The organism is Solibacillus sp. FSL W7-1436 (assembly GCF_038007305.1).
Lineage (GTDB): Bacteria > Bacillota > Bacilli > Bacillales_A > Planococcaceae > Solibacillus.
The window spans coordinates 2,530,588-2,551,044 of record NZ_JBBOWV010000001.1; the positions used below are offsets into that span (position 1 = coordinate 2,530,588).

Sequence of the window (20,457 nt, forward strand, 5' to 3'; positions counted from 1 at the left end):
CATGGAAACAATTGAATTCCAGCAACTAGATGAAACATTATATTACAAGCAGCTAAACAACGGTTTAGACGTATATATTTTGCCGAAAAAAGGCTTTTCGAAAACATTCGTGACGTTTACAACGAAGTATGGTTCGATTGACCGTACATTCGTACCGATCGGAGAAACAGAGCCGGTTACTGTTCCGGACGGGATTGCCCACTTTTTAGAGCATAAAATGTTCGAAAAAGAAGAAGGGGATGTATTCCAGAAGTTCAGTGAAGTAGGGGCGCAGGCGAATGCATTCACATCATTCACCCGCACAGCATACCTGTTCTCTGCAACGGACCACATTTATAAAAGTACGGAAACATTATTGAATTTCGTACAGGAGCCGTACTTCACGGAAGAAACGGTAAATAAAGAAAAAGGCATTATCGGACAGGAAATTACGATGTACGATGATCAGCCGGACTGGCGTTTATACTTTGGCGCAATTGAAAATATGTACCACAACCACCCGGTGAAAATTGATATCGCCGGCACAATCGAGTCGATTGACGGAATTACAGCCGAGCATTTATATACGTGCTACAACACGTTCTACCACCCATCGAACATGCTGATGTTCGTCATCGGTGCTGTAGATCCTGTTGAAATGATGGCATTTATTGAAGATAACCAAAACAAAAAGACATTCCAGGAGCCGACAGACATAAAACGCTTATTTGATGAAGAACCAACAAATGTAGCGGAAAAAGAACGCGTGCTTCATATGGATGTGCAAAAGCCAAAAGTATATGTCGGCTTAAAAGCGAAGCAAGTTGGGTTAAGCGGCGAAGAAATGCTGAAGCATGAGCTAGCTGTCCAGATCGGTGTTGAATGTTTATTCGGCCGCGCTTCTTCATTCTATACAGATGTATATGAAAATGGTCTGATCGATGAATCATACGGCTATGATTTCTCATTGGAAAACGGCTACGGGTTTGCACTGATCGGCTCGGATTCCGAACAGCCGGAACAGCTTGCGAAACTGATTAAAGACAAGCTGGCACAATCAGAACAAGAAAACTTATTCACTTCTGAAGATGTAGAACGTATTAAACGCAAAAAAATCGGTTTCTTCCTGCGTGCACTGAATTCCATCGAATTTATCGCCAACCAGTTTACACGTTATAAATTCAACGACATGAATCTATTCGACGTTGTACCGGTTCTGGAGACAATTACAGTGGAAGATATCGAAAAAGCATTTACAACCATTCAAGGTGAAGAGCAACAAACGGTGTTTACAATCATGCCGGTAAGCGGGCGCGATCAAAAATGAAGAAGTTTGCATTAGTTTGCGGTGCTTCCGGTGCGATTGGACAGGCAATTTGCCAGCAATTAGCACAGGATGGCTGGTCACTCTATCTGCATTATCATACTGGGCATACTGTCATTGACAGTATGCTTCAGGCGTTTACCGAGAACTTTCCGGATCAGGAGTTCATCCCGGTAAAAGCAGATTTCAGCAGTGACACAGGGGCGGAGCAAATTGCCGCCCAAATTTATTCATTGCAGGCGATCGTTTATGCGAACGGCCATGCATTCTATGATTTACTGGAAAACACACCAGCCGAGGAAATGACGAAACTTTGGCATGTCCATGTACAAAATCCGATGCGGACGACGGCACTGCTCGCAGGCAAATTACGGGCGAACAAAGTCAGCTATGTGCTTGTCATTGGTTCGATCTGGGGAGATGTCGGTGCAGCGGGCGAAGTAGCCTACTCAGCAGTAAAAGGCGCCCAGCACAGTTTCGTGAAAGCATATTCCCAGGAAGCGGCGTATAGCGGCATTCGCGTTAATGCGATTGCACCCGGAATTATCAATACGAAGATGAACGCTAAGTTCGATGCTGAGGAGCGCGAAATGATTCAAAGCCAAATTCCATTGCAATCATTTGGCGAAGCGCTTGATATCGCGAATATGGCGGCTTTTTATTTGAGCGGACGCGCCGATTATGTAACAGGGCAAATAATTCGAGTTAATGGCGGCTGGTACATATAATTTCCCGATATCCGCACATACTATCTGTGCGAGAGGAGGGAAAGCAAATGGGATTATTACAAAACTGGGAACAATGGACAAGCTTCTTAGGTAAACAAGTGTCTGATGCAAAAGAAAGCGGCATGCCTAATAAAATGATTGAGAAAGCCGCAGTTCAGATTGGCGAGTATCTTGCGAAAAATGTTGACCCGCAAAACGAGCAAGAGCGCGTATTATCTGACTTATGGTCTGTTGCCGAAAAGGACGAAAAGCAAGCGATTGCAAGCTGTATTATGAAACTCGTTCAAAACAAAGCGACTCATTAATCAGCTTTACGGGAAAAATGTCACTCACTGAATTGGTGAGCGGCATTTTTTCTTTGTAAATGAAAGCGGCGAATAAATTCTAGGAATTGACGATTAATTACTCAAGATTGACGATTAATCAATATAAAGTGGCGAATAAGCCCCTTAGGTTGACGATTAAATGGTCAAAACTGACGAATATCTCTATAGAAGTGGCGAATAAGTTCTCCTTAAAAAAATAACGATTATTAAAATGAAGTTGACGATTATTCCATACATATTGGCGATTAACTTAACGGAAATGTCTAATAAATCCACACACTTGCAAACAAATTTCCTTGCATCATTTTCTATTAGTTCCAATCTCCAACCTGTAAATGCACGATTGTCCATCATGGATACTTCCAGAACGCGTTTTTTCAAAAATTATTTCAAGAAAACTAACAAAAACGTGGCTTTCTAACTTTTCAATAGGTAGAAAATCCGCTATGATGGAACTTGTAAGAAATAAATACGTTTCTATTATGAGGGGACAGATACAAAATGGGCGAATGGTATTTTGAATATGAAATTCAAGTGAATCGACCAGGTTTATTAGGAGATATTGCATCGCTGTTAGGAATGCTTCGCGTTAATATTGTCTCGATTAACGGTGTGGATGAGGAGCATCGAGGAATGCTGTTATCAACAGATAACGAAGAATCTATCCAGCGTTTTATTTCAATCGTCTCAACAATGGAAAATATCAATGTAACAAGATTTCGCGAGCCAAAAGTGCGTGATCGATTGGCTGTTCGGCATGGGCATTATATACCGAAAGATGCGGATGAAAAAAACACATTCCGGTTCGTACGTGACGAATTAGGAATTTTAGTTGATTTTATGGCCGAATTATTTAAAAAGGAAGGGCATAAATTAATTGGGATCCGAGGAATGCCGCGTGTCGGAAAAACAGAATCAATCGTTGCTGCAAGTGTGTGCGCGAATAAAAAATGGATTTTCATCTCTTCTACTATGATTAAACAAACCGTCCGCAATACGTTAATGGGCGATGAGTTTAATGGGAATAATATTTTTATATTGGACGGTGCCGTGACACGTCGCTCGACGGATGAACGCCACCAGCAGTTAGTTCGGGAAATCATGGGTATGCCGACGATTAAAGTCATTGAGCATCCAGATCTGTTCGTACAGCATTCATCATATAAAATAGAAGATTTTGACTATATTATCGAATTGCGCCATGAACCGAATGAGGAAATAACATATGAAATTATCGAAAAGAATAATATGTTATCGAGTACAGACCATTTTGGCGGGTTTGGTTTTTAGTAAATAAGAGGGCTTATTGCCATCTTTATTTGAATATATTAAAAGTAGGTGTTTTTTTTGACGGAACTAGGAGCTCGCTTGAAAGAAGCGAGATTAGCTAGAGGTTATAGTCTAGATGATTTGCAAAATATCACGAAAATCCAAAAACGTTATTTAATAGGAATCGAAGAAGGCAACTATACAATTATGCCCGGTTCTTTCTATGTACGTGCCTTCATTAAGCAGTATGCCGAAGCAGTTGGATTAGATGCGGATGAAGTATTAACTGAGTATCGAAAAGATATTCCGGAAATGCAAAAAGAAGAAGTCGCCCAATCATTCACACAAAGTCCGAGTCGCCGCAATATGAAAGCGACATCGAGCAATAAGATGATGGAAGCAATGCCGAAATTGATCGTTGCATTGTTTGCGATTGTCATTATTATCGTTATTACAACTCTATACTTCCAAAAAACGGGCAGTACGCCGGATGGAGGAGAAGAGGAGATTGAACCGATTGAATACGAACAAAATCCGAATTCAACACCAACAAAACCTGTTGAAGACAACGAAGAAAACACAGAAGATGACACTGAAGAAAATGTTGAGCCTGAAGAACCTGTCACAGACGAGCCTGAAGTAGCTCAAACAATCAGTGAAGGTGTTGTACAAGGCGAAGATTCAACATTTGAAGTATCAGGAACAGACAGCTTAAATGTCCGTATTGAAGTATCAGGTGAAACATGGGTTGGTATCCGAAATGAACAACAGCAGGAGCAAGTGAATGCAACAGTTTATAAAGCTGGAGATATCGTAGAAAATGATTCAACTGCAGATGGCTATGCAAGAATCCGTTTGGGGAATTCAAAAGTGGCTAAAGTATATGTAAATGATGTAGAATTGACATACGCACAAGATCGTATGACGCAAAATATCATTTTAAAATTAGTGAATGAAGGACAAGGAGAGTAGTCATCTTAAAAGATGGCTCTTTTCTTTAGACGAAAGGTGTTAACAAATGAACATTCCAAATAAGATTACAGTCTCGCGCATTTTATTAATCCCACTATTTGTGATTGTAATGATGTTTGATTTCGGTTGGGGAAATATGACGCTGTTTGGCGCGGAAATGCAAGTGAACTATTTTGTAGGGGCACTGATTTTTATTTTCGCTTCGGCAACGGACTGGGTAGATGGCTACTATGCCCGCAAATATAATTTAGTGACGAACTTAGGGAAGTTTCTGGACCCGCTTGCAGACAAGCTGCTCGTTTCGGCTGCCTTTATTTTATTGGTGGAAATCGAACTGGCGCCTGCATGGATTGTCATTATCATTATTTCGCGTGAGTTCGCGGTAACGGGACTTCGACTGATTTTAGCAGGGCAAGGGGAAGTCGTAGCGGCAAACCAGCTTGGTAAAATTAAAACTTGGGCCCAAATCGTGGCGATTTCTGCATTAATTTTACACAATACGATTTTTACATTAGTTGGCATACCTTTTGATATGATTATGCTTTATGTAGCACTATTCTTTACAGTATGGTCCGGATGGGATTATTTCTATCTCAACCGTCGTGCATTATTGGAGTCAAAATAAATAAAATTTCTAAAACTAGGTTAGAATTTCTTTTAGGATAGGTAATAGTAATAGTATCCATAAAAGATTGAACGGTTGCTCGTGCATTTGGACGGCGCTGTTTTTCTAATCTAGTTTTTTCTTTTACAGCAGTTGTCAAAGCAACTGCTGCAAAAGAAGCCTCTGGCAGATGTCACAGATTTTATAAAGAAAAGGAAGTCAGCCTAAAAAAGTCGCATCGTGCGACAACGGCTGACTGATCCACATCCTGTGGGCCTGCAATTCCGCCGAGGCGTAATTGATTTGATATTTAGGGGGTTTTTGGAATGAATGCAGAGATTATAGCGGTAGGATCGGAATTATTATTAGGACAGATTGCCAACACGAACGCGAAATTTATTTCGAGCCAGCTTTCGGAACTTGGCATTAATGTTTATTATCATACAGTTGTGGGTGATAATGAGGCGCGGCTTTTAGAAGCGATCAAAATTGCGGAGCAGCGCGCGGATGTCATTATCTTCTCGGGCGGTTTAGGTCCGACAAAGGATGATTTGACGAAGGAAGCGATTGCGAAGCATTTGAACCGTACTTTAGTGTTTGATGAAACGGCGCTGTTTGCCATTGAGGAGTTTTTCTCGAAGCAAAGAAGACCGATGACGGAAAACAACCGCAAACAGGCGCTTGTACTGGATGGCTGTGATGTACTGCTGAACCAGCACGGGATGGCACCGGGGATGTTTTTGAAGGAAAATGACCGTATTTATATTTTACTTCCGGGTCCGCCGAAAGAGCTTGAGCCGATGTTCCAATATGAAACGAAACCAAAACTGGCGGCGCTTCTGCATGACGGCGGCGTTATTTTATCTCATGTACTGCGTTTTTATGGCATTGGCGAAGCAGATCTGGAAACGCGCATACAGAACATTTTGGATGAACAGACAAATCCAACCGTTGCCCCGCTTGCTTCAGACGGTGAAGTAACATTGCGCATAACGGCAAAAGCGCAGAACGAACCACAGGCATTCCGTCTGATTGAATTGAAGAAACGTGAAATTCTCGATATTGTCGGAGAATACTATTACGGTGTCAATGATGAGTCACTAGGATTCAAACTTGTGCAAATGCTGCTGGAAAATGAATTGACGGTTTCCGCTGCCGAAAGTTTAACGGCCGGTCTGTTCCAATCGGAGCTGGCAGAAGTTCCGGGTGTCGGATCCGCATTGATCGGCGGAGTTGTGACGTATACAAAGGAAGCGAAAATCAAACACCTCGGTATTTCCGGTGAACTGCTTGATGAATACGGAATCGTCAGCAGTGAGTGTGCTGCTGCAATGGCGACACAGGTGCGAGAAAAGTTCGGGACCGATATCGGTGTCGGGCTGACGGGTGCAGCAGGACCGGGCGACCATGACGGACAGCCTGCAGGATCGATCTGGGTCGGTATTAAGATCGGGGACACAGAGCCATTAACGTACCGCCTGCAATTGACCGGCTCAAGAAATACAAACCGGATCCGCGCCGTGAAGTTTACGTTCAGCTATTTAATGAGGGAACTGGCGAATCAGGGATACAAAAAGCTGATTTAGTTGATGGTTTGTTTTGAAAATGGCGATTTGGTCCACTGTTTAAAGGCATTTGGGGACATTCAAAGAAAAAGCGAAAATATGTTCGCTTTTTTCTTGAATGTTATCTCATTAGCAAGTATAATAGAGACATAAGTTAAATAAAGCTTTTTCTTAAGGAGGAAATAGTTTGAGCGATCGTAAAGCAGCATTAGATATGGCGTTAAAACAAATAGAAAAACAATTCGGTAAAGGTTCTGTCATGAAGTTGGGTGAAAACTCGAACAACAAAATCGATACAACTTCATCAGGCTCTATCGCAATTGATGCAGCATTAGGTATAGGCGGCTACCCGCGCGGACGTATTGTAGAAGTTTACGGACCAGAATCATCTGGTAAAACAACTGTTACATTACATGCCATCGCAGAAATTCAGGCAAACGGCGGTACAGCAGCATTTATCGATGCTGAGCACGCACTTGACCCGGTATACGCACAAAAATTAGGCGTTAACATAGACGAATTATTATTATCACAGCCGGATACAGGTGAACAAGCACTTGAAATCGCGGAAGCATTAGTGCGTTCTGGCGCGATCGATATCATCGTTATCGACTCTGTAGCAGCATTAGTACCAAAAGCAGAGATCGAAGGCGAAATGGGTGACTCGCACATGGGTCTTCAAGCGCGTTTAATGTCTCAGGCATTACGTAAATTATCAGGTGTTATCAATAAATCGAATACGCTTGCTATTTTCATCAACCAAGTACGTGAAAAAATCGGTGTTATGTTCGGTAACCCGGAAACAACAACAGGTGGACGTGCCCTTAAATTCTACTCTTCTATCCGTTTAGAAGTGCGTCGCGGTGAAGCGATCAAGCAAGGTACAGAAATTATCGGTAACAAAACGAAAATCAAAGTCGTAAAAAATAAAGTAGCACCACCATTCCGTACAGCGGAAGTTGATATTATGTACGGTGAAGGGATTTCAAAAGAAGGCGAAATCGTCGACATCGGTGCAGAACTGGACATCATCCAGAAGAGCGGTTCTTGGTATTCCTACAACAGTGAACGAATCGGCCAAGGTCGTGAAAACGTAAAACAATTCTTCAAAGAAAACCCTGCAATGAAAGAAGAAGTAACAGAAAAAATCCGTCAACACTTCGGTATCGGTGAACTAGGCTACACAATCGGCGCCAACGATACAACAGACGAAGAAGAACTGGACGAACTAGAATTATTCGAAGAAGAAAAAGAATAATAAATGTTACAGACCCAAGCGAAGTAATTTGCTTGGGTTTTTTTGTTTTGGTTTGTTTGGGGAACGTGGATGGGGCGGGTTACGGTTGAAGTAGTTTCGGGTGGGGGGCGTGCTTGTGATTTTATTAGAAGAAATATGGGGGTTATTAGAAGAACTGTGAGTGATATTAGAAGATTCGGGACGGATATTAGAAGAACGGGTGGACTTGAACGGATTTGGGTAAGTTTTGCTGGAGAGAACCGGTGAGGAAGTATGCGCGGGGACATTTATTAGAAGAAATTATGCGATTTTAGAAGAACTCGCTCCAATATTAGAAAATCTGAAAGGGATATTAGAAGATCGCGAACACTTATTAGAAGAAGCGCAGGATATATTAGAAGATCGAAAGTTTATTAGAAGAAATAAAAATATATTAGAACATTTCAGGATTTATTAGAACTTCTGGGTGTCCGCGTTACGCTAAGGGGATAATATATTAGCCGGCTACTTTATTAGAACAAATATAGGGGGTTATTAGAAGAACTGTGAGTGATATTAGAAGATTTGGGACGGATATTAGAAGATGGGCGGACTTGACCGGAATTGGGGGAGTTTTGCTGGAGAGAACCGGTGAGAAAGGATGCGCGGGAACTTTTATTAGAAGAAATTCTGCGATATTAGAAGAACTCGCCCCGGTATTAGAAGATCTGAAATGGATATTAGAAGATCACGAACACTTATTAGAAGAAGCACAGGATATATTAGAAGATCGAAAGTTTATTAGAAGAAATAAAAATATATTAGAACATTTCAGGATTTATTAGAACTTCTGGGTGTCCGCGTTACGCTAAGGGGATAATATATTAGCCGGCTACTTTATTAGAACAAATATAGGGGGTTATTAGAAGAACTGTGAGTGATATTAGAAGATTTGGGACGGATATTAGAAGATGGGCGGACTTGACCGGAATTGGGGGAGTTTTGCTGGAGAGAACCGGTGAGAAAGGATGCGCGGGAACTTTTATTAGAAGAAATTCTGCGATATTAGAAGAACTCGCCCCGGTATTAGAAGATCTGAAATGGATATTAGAAGATCACGAACACTTATTAGAAGAAGCACCGGATATATTAGAAAATCGAAAGTTTATTAGAAGAAATAAAAATATATTAGAACATTTCAAAATATATTAGAACTTCCAGCAGCCACGCCCCACCCGCACCCCCCACCCAAGTATATTCTGCCAAAATAAGGTTATACTAAAACCACTGGGCACACGCGTTCTCTACACTAACACCAAACCCAATCCAGAAAATTTTAGGCTACACTAAACCCTATCACCACGACCGAACCAACTCAACCAGAAAATATAAAAAACCCCTTAAACCATGGCTATTCTTGACATACCTTATTTTGAACTATACAATTAAAATGTATAATTTCTAAATTTTGAAATGAATAGGCGGTATGTTTGAACAATTCAGATATATTTAGCCGAATAAGAGAACATCAGACATATATAGGCATAGGAGGGAAACGATATTATGGAAATGATACTCCCTGCTTTGCTAGGATTCGCTGTCGGTGTCGCTGTTATCTATTTCTACATGAAAAACGTGAATGAATCAAAAGTGACTGGTGCAAAGCATGTTGCCGAGCAAATCGTGGAAGACGCGAAACGTGAAGCAGATGCGCTTAAAAAAGAAGCACTGCTTGAAGCAAAGGATGAAACTCACAAATTTCGAACTGAAGCGGAAAATGACATTCGTGACCGTCGTGGAGAGCTTCAGAAACAAGAGAACCGTTTATTGCAAAGAGAAGAAAACCTTGACCGCAAAGATGATACTCTGAACAAAAGAGAGATAAGCTTAGAGCGTAAGGAAGAAGCTCTAGCTAGCAGACAACAGCATATTGAACAGATGGAAAGCAAAGTAGAACAACTTGTTGCAAGTCAAAAAACTGAGCTTGAGCGCATTGCAGCTCTGACGCGCGAAGAAGCGAAAGAGGTTATCTTGAAGGAAGTTGAAAACGAACTTTCTACGGATATCGCTGTAATGACGAAAGAATCGGAATTGCGTGCAAAAGAAGAATCAGACAAAAAGGCTCGAGAAATTTTATCACTTGCATTACAACGCTTTGCAGCTGACCATGTTGCAGAAACAACAGTGTCCGTTGTAAATCTGCCGAATGATGAGATGAAAGGCCGCATTATTGGTCGTGAAGGCCGTAACATCCGTACATTAGAAACACTTACAGGTATCGATCTGATTATCGATGATACACCTGAAGCAGTTATTTTATCCGGCTTTGACCCGATCCGCCGTGAAACAGCTCGTCTTGCATTGGAAAAACTAGTTCAAGATGGTCGTATTCACCCGGCACGTATCGAAGAAATGGTTGAAAAATCTCGCCGTGAAGTGGACGAGCAAATCCGCGAAACGGGTGAGCAAACAACATTTGAAGTAGGTATTCATAACCTGCATCCTGATTTAATGAAGATCCTTGGTCGTATGAAATACCGTACAAGCTATGGTCAAAACGTATTGAAACACTCAATCGAAGTAGCTCACTTAGCAGGATTGCTTGCTGCTGAACTAGGCGAAGATGTAACTTTAGCTCGTCGTGCAGGTTTACTGCATGATATCGGTAAAGCAATTGACCATGAAGTCGAAGGAAGCCATGTTGAAATCGGTGTGGAACTGGCAACGAAGTATAAAGAACACCCAGTTGTGATCAACTCGATCGCATCCCACCACGGTGACACGGAAGCAACTTCAGTCATTGCCGTACTTGTAGCAGCAGCCGATGCATTATCAGCAGCCCGTCCAGGTGCCCGCAGTGAAACACTGGAAAACTATATTCGCCGCCTTGAAAAGCTGGAGGAAATCTCTGAAAGCTATGACGGCGTTGAAAAATCATTTGCGATCCAAGCTGGTCGTGAAGTACGTATCATCGTACAACCTGAAAAAATTGATGATCTGGCATCACATCGTTTAGCGCGAGATATCCGCAAACGTATTGAAGAAGAACTCGATTACCCGGGTCACATCAAAGTAACCGTTATTCGTGAAACACGTTCAGTGGAGTATGCGAAGTAATCTTATTGAACAATCCGAAAGCTTAGGATAGATTGAAAGACATCCATTTTGCTCTTAGAGGAATGGATGTCTTTTTATTATGGGTTTCTATCTTCTGGCAACAGAAAACATCATTTTTTTACGCTGTATTAAAAAAATGTTTATAAACTATGAAATATTGGTATAAATTACTATTACTTTTATCCGATATTATATTGGAATTTAAGTAAGTAGGAAGTATTATATATAGGATAATATTACTCATTAGATAGATAATTGCGAAATTATTTCCACCTTTTACTACGGTGTGCTATAATCAGCGTATCTTGATAAAAAATGGAGGTTTTTACATGAAAAAACAAACGTACAAGAAAATGTTCAATGTAGCCTTAACGACAACTCTTGCAGCTGGTGCAGTTGTAGCGGTTGCTCCACAAGCAGAGGCAGCAGTTAGCTTCTCTGATGTTAAATCAACTAACACGCATTATGAAAACATTATGAATCTAGCTGACCGCGGAATTGTTGGTGGCTATGAAGATGGAACTTTCCGCCCGGGAGCTTCTATCAAACGCGGTAACGCAGCATCAATCATCGCTAAAATCCTTGGTTTGGACACAACAAATGTTACAAATCCATTCTTCACAGACGTTTCTACTAAAAACTCAAACTACGGGGCAATCGCAGCATTAGCAAATGCCGGCATTATCAATGGTTTTGAAGACGGTACATACCGTGCAAACGATATGCTTACTCGTGGTCAAATGTCTAAAATTATTGCAAAGGCATTCAATTTAAAGGCAACTACTGACACTGTTCCATTTACAGATGTAGACAACTCTCAGTATAAAGAACATATTATTGCATTATACGAGAACAGTATCACTATTGGTGTGAGACCGACATTCTTCGACACTAAGTCGTTTGTAACACGTGGTCAATTAGCATCATTCGTTGTGCGTGCTGAAAATGCGGTAGACGTGGAACCGACACCAGAACCAACACCGGAACCGGAACCAACGCCAGAACCAACACCAAATCCGCCAATTATTACACCACCACCAGGTAGTGGTCCGGTTACACCACCACCAACACCAGAACCAACACCAGAAGACTTCGTCGAAGAAGTTGAAAACATCTTAGACGAATTAGCTGGCGATGTTACAAACGATACAATTCAAGAAGTGGCAGTTGTAACAAGTGGTGATGAAGTGCAAGTAACATTAACTACTTCACCGGCTGTAACGGTTGATGATTTAATTGCAACAGCACTTGACTTCATTGATAATTTAGGGAATTCAAGTACTACTGCAGCAGTTGAATCTGTAACAATCGGTGGTGCTACTTATACATTCAGCGAAACTACTTTAGCTGATAATCACAAAGAAGTAGCGAAAAGTGTCCTTGTTGCAATGGGTCTAAATAATAATCAAATCCGTACTATTGCGGCATTAGATTATTCAACAGATAATATCTGGGACGCCCTGCAAGGCATCGATTTGGATCCAGGTTTAATTACGTTGAACTTCAGCAACGGTTCACCAAAAGAACTTTACTTAAATCTAAAAAAACAACAATAGTCACCAAAAGATTCCCTAGGGCGAATAGCTCTGGGGAATTTAACTGATAACGAGATTATGTAAAAAAATTCAAACCTTAGATATAAAAACTGTGGAGGGGCTATCGCAGATGAAAAAACTTAAATATGTTTTAATTGCTCTGTTAGTGATTGTGTTGGGCGTTGCAGGCTACCTTGTATATGAATTGAAATTTAAATCCTACGACACAGCAGATACTGAGGTAGATGCTTTATTAGAAGAAACATTTGAGATAACTCTTCCAGATGGCAGTGTCATACTTGTCGACAAAGAGGGTAATATTGTCGATGATAAAGCAGATAATTCAGCAGAAAGCGACACGAATGGGGTAAAGCCGACAGATTCCTCAAGCACAACTACCGATAATGATTCAGAAGAGGGAACACCGGCAGATTCTACAAGCGCCAATGCAGACGGGAAATCGGATGATGAAACCGTAGCAGAGAATGGAAGTACAGGTACAAATACAAACGCAAATAAGAGCACTAATACGAATAATAGTACTGACTCAAACAACAGTAATCCCGCTTCATCTACGAAACCGAACGGCGGCACTAAGCCACAAGAAAAAGTGACGGTATCATCGATTAAAGCGCAGTACACACCGACATTTGCAAGTATTGAAAACCAGGCCCGTGCCCGGATTAACGGATTGGTCAGCCAGGCTTACGATGAATACAAGACGAAAAAGAAGAATGGCGAATCAATTCAATACGGTTATTTCTACAGAAAATATATGGGTGCTGCAACAGCAATGGAGAAGTCTACAGATGCGACAGTAAAAACGGTAGTCGGTCTTGTGGAAAAGGATCTTCAGGCGAACGGCTTTGATAAATCATATGCACAGACGTTTATGGAAGACTATAAAGCTACGAAAAAAGCGCTGCGTGATGACATGATGGACAAAGCACTGAATTTCAGGTAAAAAACAAGTTTGTAATACGATAACAGTATTGCAAACTTTTTTGCAAAATAGAGGGGATTTCAACCTTAGGAAAGAGAAAGCGGGAAATCTACTATTCTTCATTACATCACTTGTTAAAATTGTATAATTAAAGCGTATTTTGTTGTATAATGGGACTATTAAAATCAAAGGAGCGGACACTTTTGGAAGAAACGATTAGCTTACAAGATATATTTAAAACATTAAAAAAGCGGGCTGCTCTTATTATTTCGCTTACTGTTTTTGCAGGAATCGTAGCAGCGATTGTCAGCTACTTTTTACTGACACCGATATATCAGGCGAACACACAAGTACTGGTCAACCAAAAACACGAAGATAAAACACAGCAAATGACATCACAAGATATTCAGTCCAACCTGCAATTAATCAATACATACAATGAAATCATTAAAAGTCCGGCGATTTTATCCATTGTAGTAGAAAACTTGGACTTGCCGTTAACTCCCGGACAACTGGCATCAAAAATATCCGTAACAAATGCGAATAACTCGCAAGTATTGAATGTAAGTGTGCAGGATGAGAACTATAATGTGGCTGCCGACATGGCCAACCAGGTTGTTGAAGTATTTAAAGAAGAAGTTCCGAAGCTGATGAATATCGATAATGTGAATATTTTGGCTCCGGCACAGTATTCGGACAACCCGTCACCGATCAAGCCAAACAAAATGCTGAACGTTGCGATTGCACTAGTGATTGGCTTAATGATTGGGGTAGGTTTAGCCTTTTTACTGGAATACCTTGATACGACAGTGAAAACGGAGCAGGATGTGGAAGAAATAATAGGATTGCCAATTATTGGGGTTATAAGTATAATAAACCTAGAAGAAATGCATAAAGCGGATGTCAGAAATGCTTCAAAAGCACGAAAGCAAAAAAAAACGATAATTGACCGAAAAGTGAGGGTGTGAAGTAATGTTCAACAAGTTTAAACGCAAAAAATCACAGCCAACTACATTAGCGAGAAAACTCATTACCGATTCGAATCCGAAATCAATTGTATCTGAACAATTTAAAACCGTACGTACGAATATTAACTTTTCGATGCCGGATAAAGATATAAAAACGCTTGTCCTTACTTCATCGACACCGGGTGAAGGTAAATCGACAAATGCATCGAACATCGCTGTTGTGTATGCACAAGCTGGGAAAAAAGTATTGCTGGTAGACGGGGATATGCGAAAACCGACAACTCACCATACATTTGGCGTTAGAAATATCGGCGGGTTATCCACAGTTCTTATACGCCAGCATACAATTGAAGAAGTTATAAATGAAACGCAAATTGAAGGACTTTCGGTTATAACAAGTGGTCCGATTCCACCAAACCCTGCGGAACTGGTCGCATCGAAAACGATGGATCAGTTTATAGAAGCAGTAAAAGAGAAATTTGATATGGTTATTTTCGATGCACCGCCTGTATTATCAGTAACAGATGCACAAATTCTATCGAATAAATGCGAAGGTACGATATTAGTAATCAATTCAGGAAAAGCAGAGAAGGAAAATGTGATTAAAGCGAAAGAGATGCTGCTCGCTTCCAAGGCAAATATTATCGGAGCAGTATTGAATAATTATGAAATTGATAAAAATCATTATTATTATCAATATTACGGGGCAGTAGAGTAAAACATACGCCCCTCGAAACTAATATCTAGAAGAGGGGCATTACATTGATAGATATACATAGCCATATATTGTTTGGTGTCGATGACGGACCCGGAGATTTACATGAAACAGTAAGCATGCTTCAAAAAGCGGTAGAAGAAGGCATTACAGAAATCATTACAACTTCACATAGTTACCATCCACAATACAATGTTACAGCTAAACAAGTAACCGAACAGCTGTCTATTTTACAGGAACAGCTGCATCACCATGAGATTCCATTGAAGATTCATTCGGGTCAGGAAGTCCGTTTAGTCGAAAACATTGTCTCTTTAGTAGAAGCAAAGGAAGCTTTGACTCTAGCAAACTCCAACTATTTGCTGCTTGAATTACCATCCAGCACAATACCGAAATATACAAAAGAAATGATTATTGCCCTTCAAGCGAAGGGGATTATACCGATCATTGCCCATCCCGAACGAAATAAAACAATTGCCGAACGGCCATATAAGCTGGAAGAGCTCGTAAGGGAAGGCGCAATGGCGCAAATTACTGCCGGAAGTCTTACAGGGCATTTCGGAAAAAACATTCAGAAGCTGTCGCTAGATTTAGTGAAAGCGAATTTGGTCCATACATATGGTTCAGATGTTCATAACTTGACAACTCGCCCATTTCTATTTGAAGAGGGGCTTATATATTTAGAGAAAAAGAAACAGTTAGATGCAGTGGATATGCTTTTAGAAAATAATGCAAGGATCATTAAAAATAAGAATTTTATCTTATATGAACCACAGGAAATAAGTTCTAAAAAATGGTGGTCTATTTTCTGAAGAAATAGCATATAGAAAGGTTATGGGAAAAATGAACTATCGAAGACGATATGCAGTATTCTTTGTACTTGACTCGATCATCGTATTGACTGCGATATATATCAGTTATTGGCTGCTGCACCCGACAATTAGTGTATATGAGAACAAAACGTTATTCATCAGTGCGATTACGCTACTAATCGCACATCATATTGTCGCAAACATTTACAAACTGTACAGCCGCATATGGGCTGTGGCATCGATTAAAGAACTGATCATTATCGGTGGTGCAGTAACCATCTCTGTTGTAATGGCGATGATTATGCAGCAAGTCATTAACGGTGACATTTATGTACGCGTTCTCGCAATTACGTGGCTGCTCCATATTATTATGATCGGCGGTTCTCGCTTTTTGTTAAGGCTTTTACATGAAAAAAGAAAAATAAAATTTAATGGTGAAACAATCCGTGTATTAATCGTAGGTGCCGGACAGGCTGGCACCATTCTCGCACGCAATATTAGCCGCAATGAGTATTCCGAATATCAGATTGTCGGTTATGTAGATGATGATCCGAATAAAAAATATTTAACACTGGTCGATTTCCGTGTCCTCGGTACAACTAGTGAAATTGAAGAAATCGTTAAAAACAAAGGTGTCCAGGAAATTATTTTAGCTGTTCCATCGCTTCCTAAAAGTGAAATGAAAGCATTATTCGAGCGCTGTTCAACAACGAGTGCAAGCGTGAAAATTATGCCGAAAATTGAAGATGTTCTGACAGGAAAAGTGACAGTAAATGATATGCAGGAAGTAAATATCGAAGACTTACTCGGACGTGATGAAGTTAAGCTTGATATGCTTGCAATTTCTGAAGGCATTACCGATAAAGTCATATTAGTAACCGGTGCTGGTGGTTCGATTGGCTCGGAAATTTGCCGGCAGGTTATGAAATTTCAACCTAAAAAATTGTTATTGCTCGGACACGGTGAGAATTCGATTTATTTAATTCATATGGAGCTTACGGAACAATATAAAGATTTGGATATTGAAATTATTCCGGTTATCGCAGATGTACAAGACCGAGAACGGATTTTTGAAGTAATTCAAACGTACAAACCGAATGCCATTTATCATGCTGCAGCACATAAGCATGTTCCGCTCATGGAGGCTAACCCATTAGAAGCAATAAAAAATAATGTGTTCGGTACTAAAAATGTTGCAGATGCAGCAGATGCTGCCAATGTCGACCGCTTTGTACTTGTGTCAACAGATAAAGCCGTTAATCCACCGAATGTGATGGGTTCAACAAAACGCATCGCAGAAATGGTTGTCCAAAACTTGGCTACACAAAGTAAGACGACATTCGCTGCAGTAAGGTTCGGAAATGTATTAGGATCTCGTGGGTCAGTAGTGCCTCGTTTTAAGTCACAAATTGCTGCAGGTGGACCGGTTACTGTAACTCATCCGGAAATGACACGCTATTTCATGACAATCCCAGAAGCGAGCCGTCTTGTTCTACAGGCTGGTGCACTTGCACGTGGTGGAGAAGTATTTGTACTTGATATGGGTGAACCGGTATACATTACAGATTTGGCAAAAAATCTAATTCGATTATCAGGCTTTAAAGAAGAAGAAATTGGAATTGAATATTCAGGTATACGGCCAGGTGAGAAAATGTATGAAGAACTGCTTAGTCCGGATGAAATACAAGAAGAGCATGTGTATCCAAAAATTCATGTTGGGAAAGCGAACTGTATGACTGCAACACAGCTGGAAATGTTTTTAGAAGAGCTTGAACACCACGAAAATCCAAGGTTAAAAGAAAATGTTATTGCTGTAGCAAATGGTCGATGGGATGTTATTGTTAGTTTACACGCAGATGTTGCAGCAACAGAATAAATTATATCCTAGTAAGAAGATTGTTTTTTAAAAATTATAATTAAAACAAAATTATAAATTAAATGAGTTTTATTGGAAGGAAGTTGTTAGACAATGTCTGGTAGAATATTTCTATCATCGCCACATATGAGTGATGAGGGCTATGAACAACAATATGTAAAAGAAGCATTTGATACGAACTGGATTGCACCATTAGGAACAAATGTCAATGAATTTGAAAAGGAGCTTGCAGCAAAAGTGGGTTCTAAGGCCGCAGCAGCTCTTACTTCAGGAACTGCAGCCATTCATTTAGCATTAAAAGCGGCAGGTGTTGGAGAAGGAGATATTGTATTCTGTCAGTCTTTAACATTTTCAGCGACAGCAAATCCAATTATGTATGAAAAAGCGAAACCTGTGTTTATTGATAGTGATTATCAAACTTGGAATATGTGTCCTGAAGCATTAGAAGTTGCTTTTAAAAAATATCCAAAAGTAAAAGCAGTTATAGTTGTACATTTATACGGTTTATCAGCAGACATGGATCGTATTATGGAAATTTGCAGTAAGCATAATGTAATTGTTATTGAAGATGCTGCGGAATCGTTAGGTACTCATTATAAAGGGCAGCAAACAGGTACTTTTGGACACTATGGCATATATTCATTTAACGGTAACAAAATTATCACAACTTCGGGTGGCGGTATGCTCGTTTCAAATGATGAAGAAAAGGTTGCTAAAGCACGTTTCTGGGCAACGCAATCACGTGATAATGCAAAACATTATCAACATAGCGAAGTGGGATATAACTATCGTATGAGTAATGTCGTAGCAGGTATCGGTCGTGGGCAGTTAAAAATCTTAGATGATCGAGTAGCAAAGAAAAATTATATTTATGAATATTACAAACGTGAATTGAGTGGTCTTGAAGGTATAGAGTTTATGCCGAATAACGAATGGGATGCACCTAATTATTGGTTAAGTGCGTTGACAGTAAAAGGTAAAGTGAAGCCGCTAGATATTATGCTAGCTTTAGAAGCGGGAAATATTGAATCACGTCCAGTTTGGAAACCAATGCATATGCAACCTGTATTTGAATGTTATGATTTTGTTGGTGATGGTGTTTGTGAAGAGCTTTTTAATACTGGTATTTGTTTGCCCTCAGATTCAAAAATGACTAATTATGATTTAACTCGAGTTATAGAAATTATAAAAGGGGTTTGGGAGAAATAATGCAAAAATCTAAAGGTGGATTTTATAGCCGATTTATTAAAAGACCAATGGATTTTCTTCTTGCATTAATAGCTTTAATTGTTCTTAGCCCAATTCTATTAATTATTACAATACTAGTAAGAATAAAGTTGGGAAGTCCCGTTTTATTTATTCAAGAAAGACCTGGTAAAGATGCAAAAATTTTTAAAATGTATAAATTTAGAACAATGTCAGATGCAAGAGATGACAAAGGGAAACTATTACCGAATGAAATTAGATTAACAAAATTCGGTAAAATGTTGCGTTCCACTTCTTTAGATGAATTACCAGGACTAATCAACATTATTAAAGGTGATATGTCTATAATTGGCCCGCGTCCATTATTAATTGATTATTTACCTCTTTATAACGAACATCAGAAAAAAAGACATAATGTTCGTCCAGGATTATCTGGTCTTGCTCAAGTAAATGGTAGAAACGCTATTACATGGGAACAAAAGTTTGATTATGATGTGAGATATATTGAAGAAATCACTTTTATAAATGATATGAAAATAATTTTTAATACTATTTTAAAAGTATTAAAAAGAGCTGATATAAATAGTAGTGATCAGGTTACAATGGAAAGATTTACTGGTACCAAGCAACAGAATTATTAAGGAGTTAATATGAATAATAATGATATTTACATTATTGGTGCAGGAACATATGGAGAAGTAATGTATGAACTAGCAGTATGTATGAAGTTAAATGTTATAGGTTTCTTTGATGAAGATGTGGCTAAACACGGTAAATATTTAATGGGTAGGGAAATTTTAGGTAGTTTTTCATCACTTGACAGTTCTACTATCAAAAATAAAAGTTTTATAGTCGCTGTGGGAAATAATAAATCTAGATTAAGTATTATGGAAAGTATAATGGAAAATAACGGTAACATCCCTACTTTAATTCATCCAAGTGCTAATATCAGTCCAAGTACAGAAATTGGAAAAGGTGTTTATATTCATGCTAACGTTACTGTCTGGACCAAAGCTAGCATTGGAGATTATTCAATTCTAAGCCCTAACGTCGTAATTGCGCATCATACAAAAGTAGGGAAAGCCTGTTTAATATCAACATTATCGAGTATAGGTGCATCTATCGAACTGGGGAATAATGTTTTTGTAGGGATGGGGAGTACTATTATGACTGGTATTTCAAATATAGGCGATAATACTATAATTGGCGCTGGAGCAGTATTAGTGAAGAATGCAGAACAAGATAGTGTTTATGCAGGTGTGCCAGCAAGAAAGATAAGAAAGATAAATAAGAATTAATTAG

Annotated in this window: 20 protein-coding genes; all 20 read left to right on the forward strand. The window is 39.7% G+C overall.

The window, feature by feature from the left end; translation table 11 throughout:
* Position 1 precedes the first annotated feature (1 nt).
* The 20 genes from yfmH (at position 2) to MKX73_RS12490 (ending at position 20,453) form a co-directional block, all read left to right on the forward strand.
* Positions 2 to 1,306 carry an EF-P 5-aminopentanol modification-associated protein YfmH gene (yfmH, locus tag MKX73_RS12395; protein ID WP_340717695.1) on the forward strand — a complete coding sequence of 435 codons (1,305 nt, stop codon included), beginning with the start codon at positions 2 to 4 and terminating at the stop codon, positions 1,304 to 1,306.
* Complete coding sequence (gene ymfI, locus MKX73_RS12400) at positions 1,303 to 2,031, forward strand: elongation factor P 5-aminopentanone reductase (protein ID WP_340717696.1); 729 nt, start codon at positions 1,303 to 1,305, stop codon at positions 2,029 to 2,031. The genes yfmH and ymfI overlap by 4 nt, the downstream gene beginning before the upstream one ends.
* Positions 2,032 to 2,078: 47 nt before the next feature.
* Positions 2,079 to 2,336, forward strand: coding sequence for a DUF3243 domain-containing protein (locus MKX73_RS12405; RefSeq protein ID WP_340717697.1), 258 nt, complete (start codon positions 2,079 to 2,081; stop codon positions 2,334 to 2,336).
* Positions 2,337 to 2,858: 522 nt separating this feature from the next.
* Complete coding sequence (locus tag MKX73_RS12410) at positions 2,859 to 3,647, forward strand: DUF3388 domain-containing protein (protein WP_340717698.1); 789 nt, start codon at positions 2,859 to 2,861, stop codon at positions 3,645 to 3,647.
* Between the two features lie 48 nt (positions 3,648 to 3,695).
* A complete protein-coding gene (locus MKX73_RS12415) occupies positions 3,696 to 4,598 on the forward strand; it encodes a helix-turn-helix domain-containing protein (RefSeq protein ID WP_340717699.1) in 903 nt (300 codons plus the stop codon).
* Positions 4,599 to 4,644: 46 nt separating this feature from the next.
* Entirely contained in the window at positions 4,645 to 5,223 is a 579-nt protein-coding gene (gene pgsA, locus MKX73_RS12420) for a CDP-diacylglycerol--glycerol-3-phosphate 3-phosphatidyltransferase (RefSeq protein ID WP_340717700.1), read from the forward strand.
* 305 nt (positions 5,224 to 5,528) lie between these two features.
* On the forward strand, positions 5,529 to 6,788 hold the full coding sequence (locus tag MKX73_RS12425; RefSeq protein WP_340717701.1) for a competence/damage-inducible protein A: 1,260 nt from the start codon (positions 5,529 to 5,531) through the stop codon (positions 6,786 to 6,788).
* A gap of 166 nt (positions 6,789 to 6,954) precedes the next feature.
* Entirely contained in the window at positions 6,955 to 8,025 is a 1,071-nt protein-coding gene (recA, locus tag MKX73_RS12430) for a recombinase RecA (protein WP_340717702.1), read from the forward strand.
* A gap of 524 nt (positions 8,026 to 8,549) precedes the next feature.
* On the forward strand, positions 8,550 to 8,828 hold the full coding sequence (locus MKX73_RS12435; RefSeq protein WP_340717703.1) for a hypothetical protein: 279 nt from the start codon (positions 8,550 to 8,552) through the stop codon (positions 8,826 to 8,828).
* Positions 8,829 to 8,916: 88 nt separating this feature from the next.
* Complete coding sequence (locus MKX73_RS12440; RefSeq protein WP_340717704.1) at positions 8,917 to 9,195, forward strand: hypothetical protein; 279 nt, start codon at positions 8,917 to 8,919, stop codon at positions 9,193 to 9,195.
* A gap of 351 nt (positions 9,196 to 9,546) precedes the next feature.
* Positions 9,547 to 11,100 carry a ribonuclease Y gene (gene rny / locus MKX73_RS12445; RefSeq protein ID WP_079525364.1) on the forward strand — a complete coding sequence of 518 codons (1,554 nt, stop codon included), beginning with the start codon at positions 9,547 to 9,549 and terminating at the stop codon, positions 11,098 to 11,100.
* A gap of 329 nt (positions 11,101 to 11,429) precedes the next feature.
* Positions 11,430 to 12,656 carry an S-layer homology domain-containing protein gene (locus MKX73_RS12450; RefSeq protein ID WP_340717705.1) on the forward strand — a complete coding sequence of 409 codons (1,227 nt, stop codon included), beginning with the start codon at positions 11,430 to 11,432 and terminating at the stop codon, positions 12,654 to 12,656.
* A 109-nt stretch (positions 12,657 to 12,765) separates the two neighbouring features.
* Complete coding sequence (locus tag MKX73_RS12455) at positions 12,766 to 13,599, forward strand: hypothetical protein (RefSeq protein WP_340717706.1); 834 nt, start codon at positions 12,766 to 12,768, stop codon at positions 13,597 to 13,599.
* A gap of 182 nt (positions 13,600 to 13,781) precedes the next feature.
* Positions 13,782 to 14,546, forward strand: a complete 765-nt coding sequence (locus MKX73_RS12460) for a YveK family protein (RefSeq protein ID WP_340717707.1) — start codon at positions 13,782 to 13,784, stop codon at positions 14,544 to 14,546.
* Between the two features lie 4 nt (positions 14,547 to 14,550).
* A complete protein-coding gene (locus MKX73_RS12465; RefSeq protein WP_340717708.1) occupies positions 14,551 to 15,264 on the forward strand; it encodes a CpsD/CapB family tyrosine-protein kinase in 714 nt (237 codons plus the stop codon).
* Positions 15,265 to 15,308: 44 nt separating this feature from the next.
* Entirely contained in the window at positions 15,309 to 16,073 is a 765-nt protein-coding gene (locus MKX73_RS12470; protein WP_340717709.1) for a tyrosine-protein phosphatase, read from the forward strand.
* Between the two features lie 31 nt (positions 16,074 to 16,104).
* The gene (locus tag MKX73_RS12475) at positions 16,105 to 17,949 is read left to right on the forward strand and encodes a polysaccharide biosynthesis protein (protein WP_340717710.1); all 1,845 of its coding nucleotides are present in this window, start codon (positions 16,105 to 16,107) and stop codon (positions 17,947 to 17,949) included.
* A gap of 93 nt (positions 17,950 to 18,042) precedes the next feature.
* Positions 18,043 to 19,158: a DegT/DnrJ/EryC1/StrS family aminotransferase gene (locus MKX73_RS12480; protein ID WP_340717711.1), complete on the forward strand. Its 1,116-nt coding sequence runs from the start codon at positions 18,043 to 18,045 to the stop codon at positions 19,156 to 19,158.
* Entirely contained in the window at positions 19,158 to 19,796 is a 639-nt protein-coding gene (locus MKX73_RS12485) for a sugar transferase (protein ID WP_340717712.1), read from the forward strand. The genes MKX73_RS12480 and MKX73_RS12485 overlap by 1 nt, the downstream gene beginning before the upstream one ends.
* A 9-nt stretch (positions 19,797 to 19,805) precedes the next feature.
* Entirely contained in the window at positions 19,806 to 20,453 is a 648-nt protein-coding gene (locus MKX73_RS12490) for a NeuD/PglB/VioB family sugar acetyltransferase (protein ID WP_340717713.1), read from the forward strand.
* Positions 20,454 to 20,457 lie beyond the last annotated feature (4 nt).

Excerpts from the sequence above, each read along its gene's own strand:
- yfmH (WP_340717695.1), top strand. The coding sequence starts at position 2 with ATGGAAACAATTGAATTCCAGCAACTAGATGAAACATTATATTACAAG.
- ymfI (WP_340717696.1), top strand. The coding sequence starts at position 1,303 with ATGAAGAAGTTTGCATTAGTTTGCGGTGCTTCCGGTGCGATTGGACAG.
- MKX73_RS12405 (WP_340717697.1), top strand. The coding sequence starts at position 2,079 with ATGGGATTATTACAAAACTGGGAACAATGGACAAGCTTCTTAGGTAAA.
- MKX73_RS12410 (WP_340717698.1), top strand. The coding sequence starts at position 2,859 with ATGGGCGAATGGTATTTTGAATATGAAATTCAAGTGAATCGACCAGGT.
- pgsA (WP_340717700.1), top strand. The coding sequence starts at position 4,645 with ATGAACATTCCAAATAAGATTACAGTCTCGCGCATTTTATTAATCCCA.
- MKX73_RS12425 (WP_340717701.1), top strand. The coding sequence starts at position 5,529 with ATGAATGCAGAGATTATAGCGGTAGGATCGGAATTATTATTAGGACAG.
- rny (WP_079525364.1), top strand. The coding sequence starts at position 9,547 with ATGGAAATGATACTCCCTGCTTTGCTAGGATTCGCTGTCGGTGTCGCT.
- MKX73_RS12450 (WP_340717705.1), top strand. The coding sequence starts at position 11,430 with ATGAAAAAACAAACGTACAAGAAAATGTTCAATGTAGCCTTAACGACA.
- MKX73_RS12455 (WP_340717706.1), top strand. The coding sequence starts at position 12,766 with ATGAAAAAACTTAAATATGTTTTAATTGCTCTGTTAGTGATTGTGTTG.
- MKX73_RS12465 (WP_340717708.1), top strand. The coding sequence starts at position 14,551 with ATGTTCAACAAGTTTAAACGCAAAAAATCACAGCCAACTACATTAGCG.
- MKX73_RS12475 (WP_340717710.1), top strand. The coding sequence starts at position 16,105 with ATGAACTATCGAAGACGATATGCAGTATTCTTTGTACTTGACTCGATC.
- MKX73_RS12480 (WP_340717711.1), top strand. The coding sequence starts at position 18,043 with ATGTCTGGTAGAATATTTCTATCATCGCCACATATGAGTGATGAGGGC.
- MKX73_RS12485 (WP_340717712.1), top strand. The coding sequence starts at position 19,158 with ATGCAAAAATCTAAAGGTGGATTTTATAGCCGATTTATTAAAAGACCA.
- MKX73_RS12490 (WP_340717713.1), top strand. The coding sequence starts at position 19,806 with ATGAATAATAATGATATTTACATTATTGGTGCAGGAACATATGGAGAA.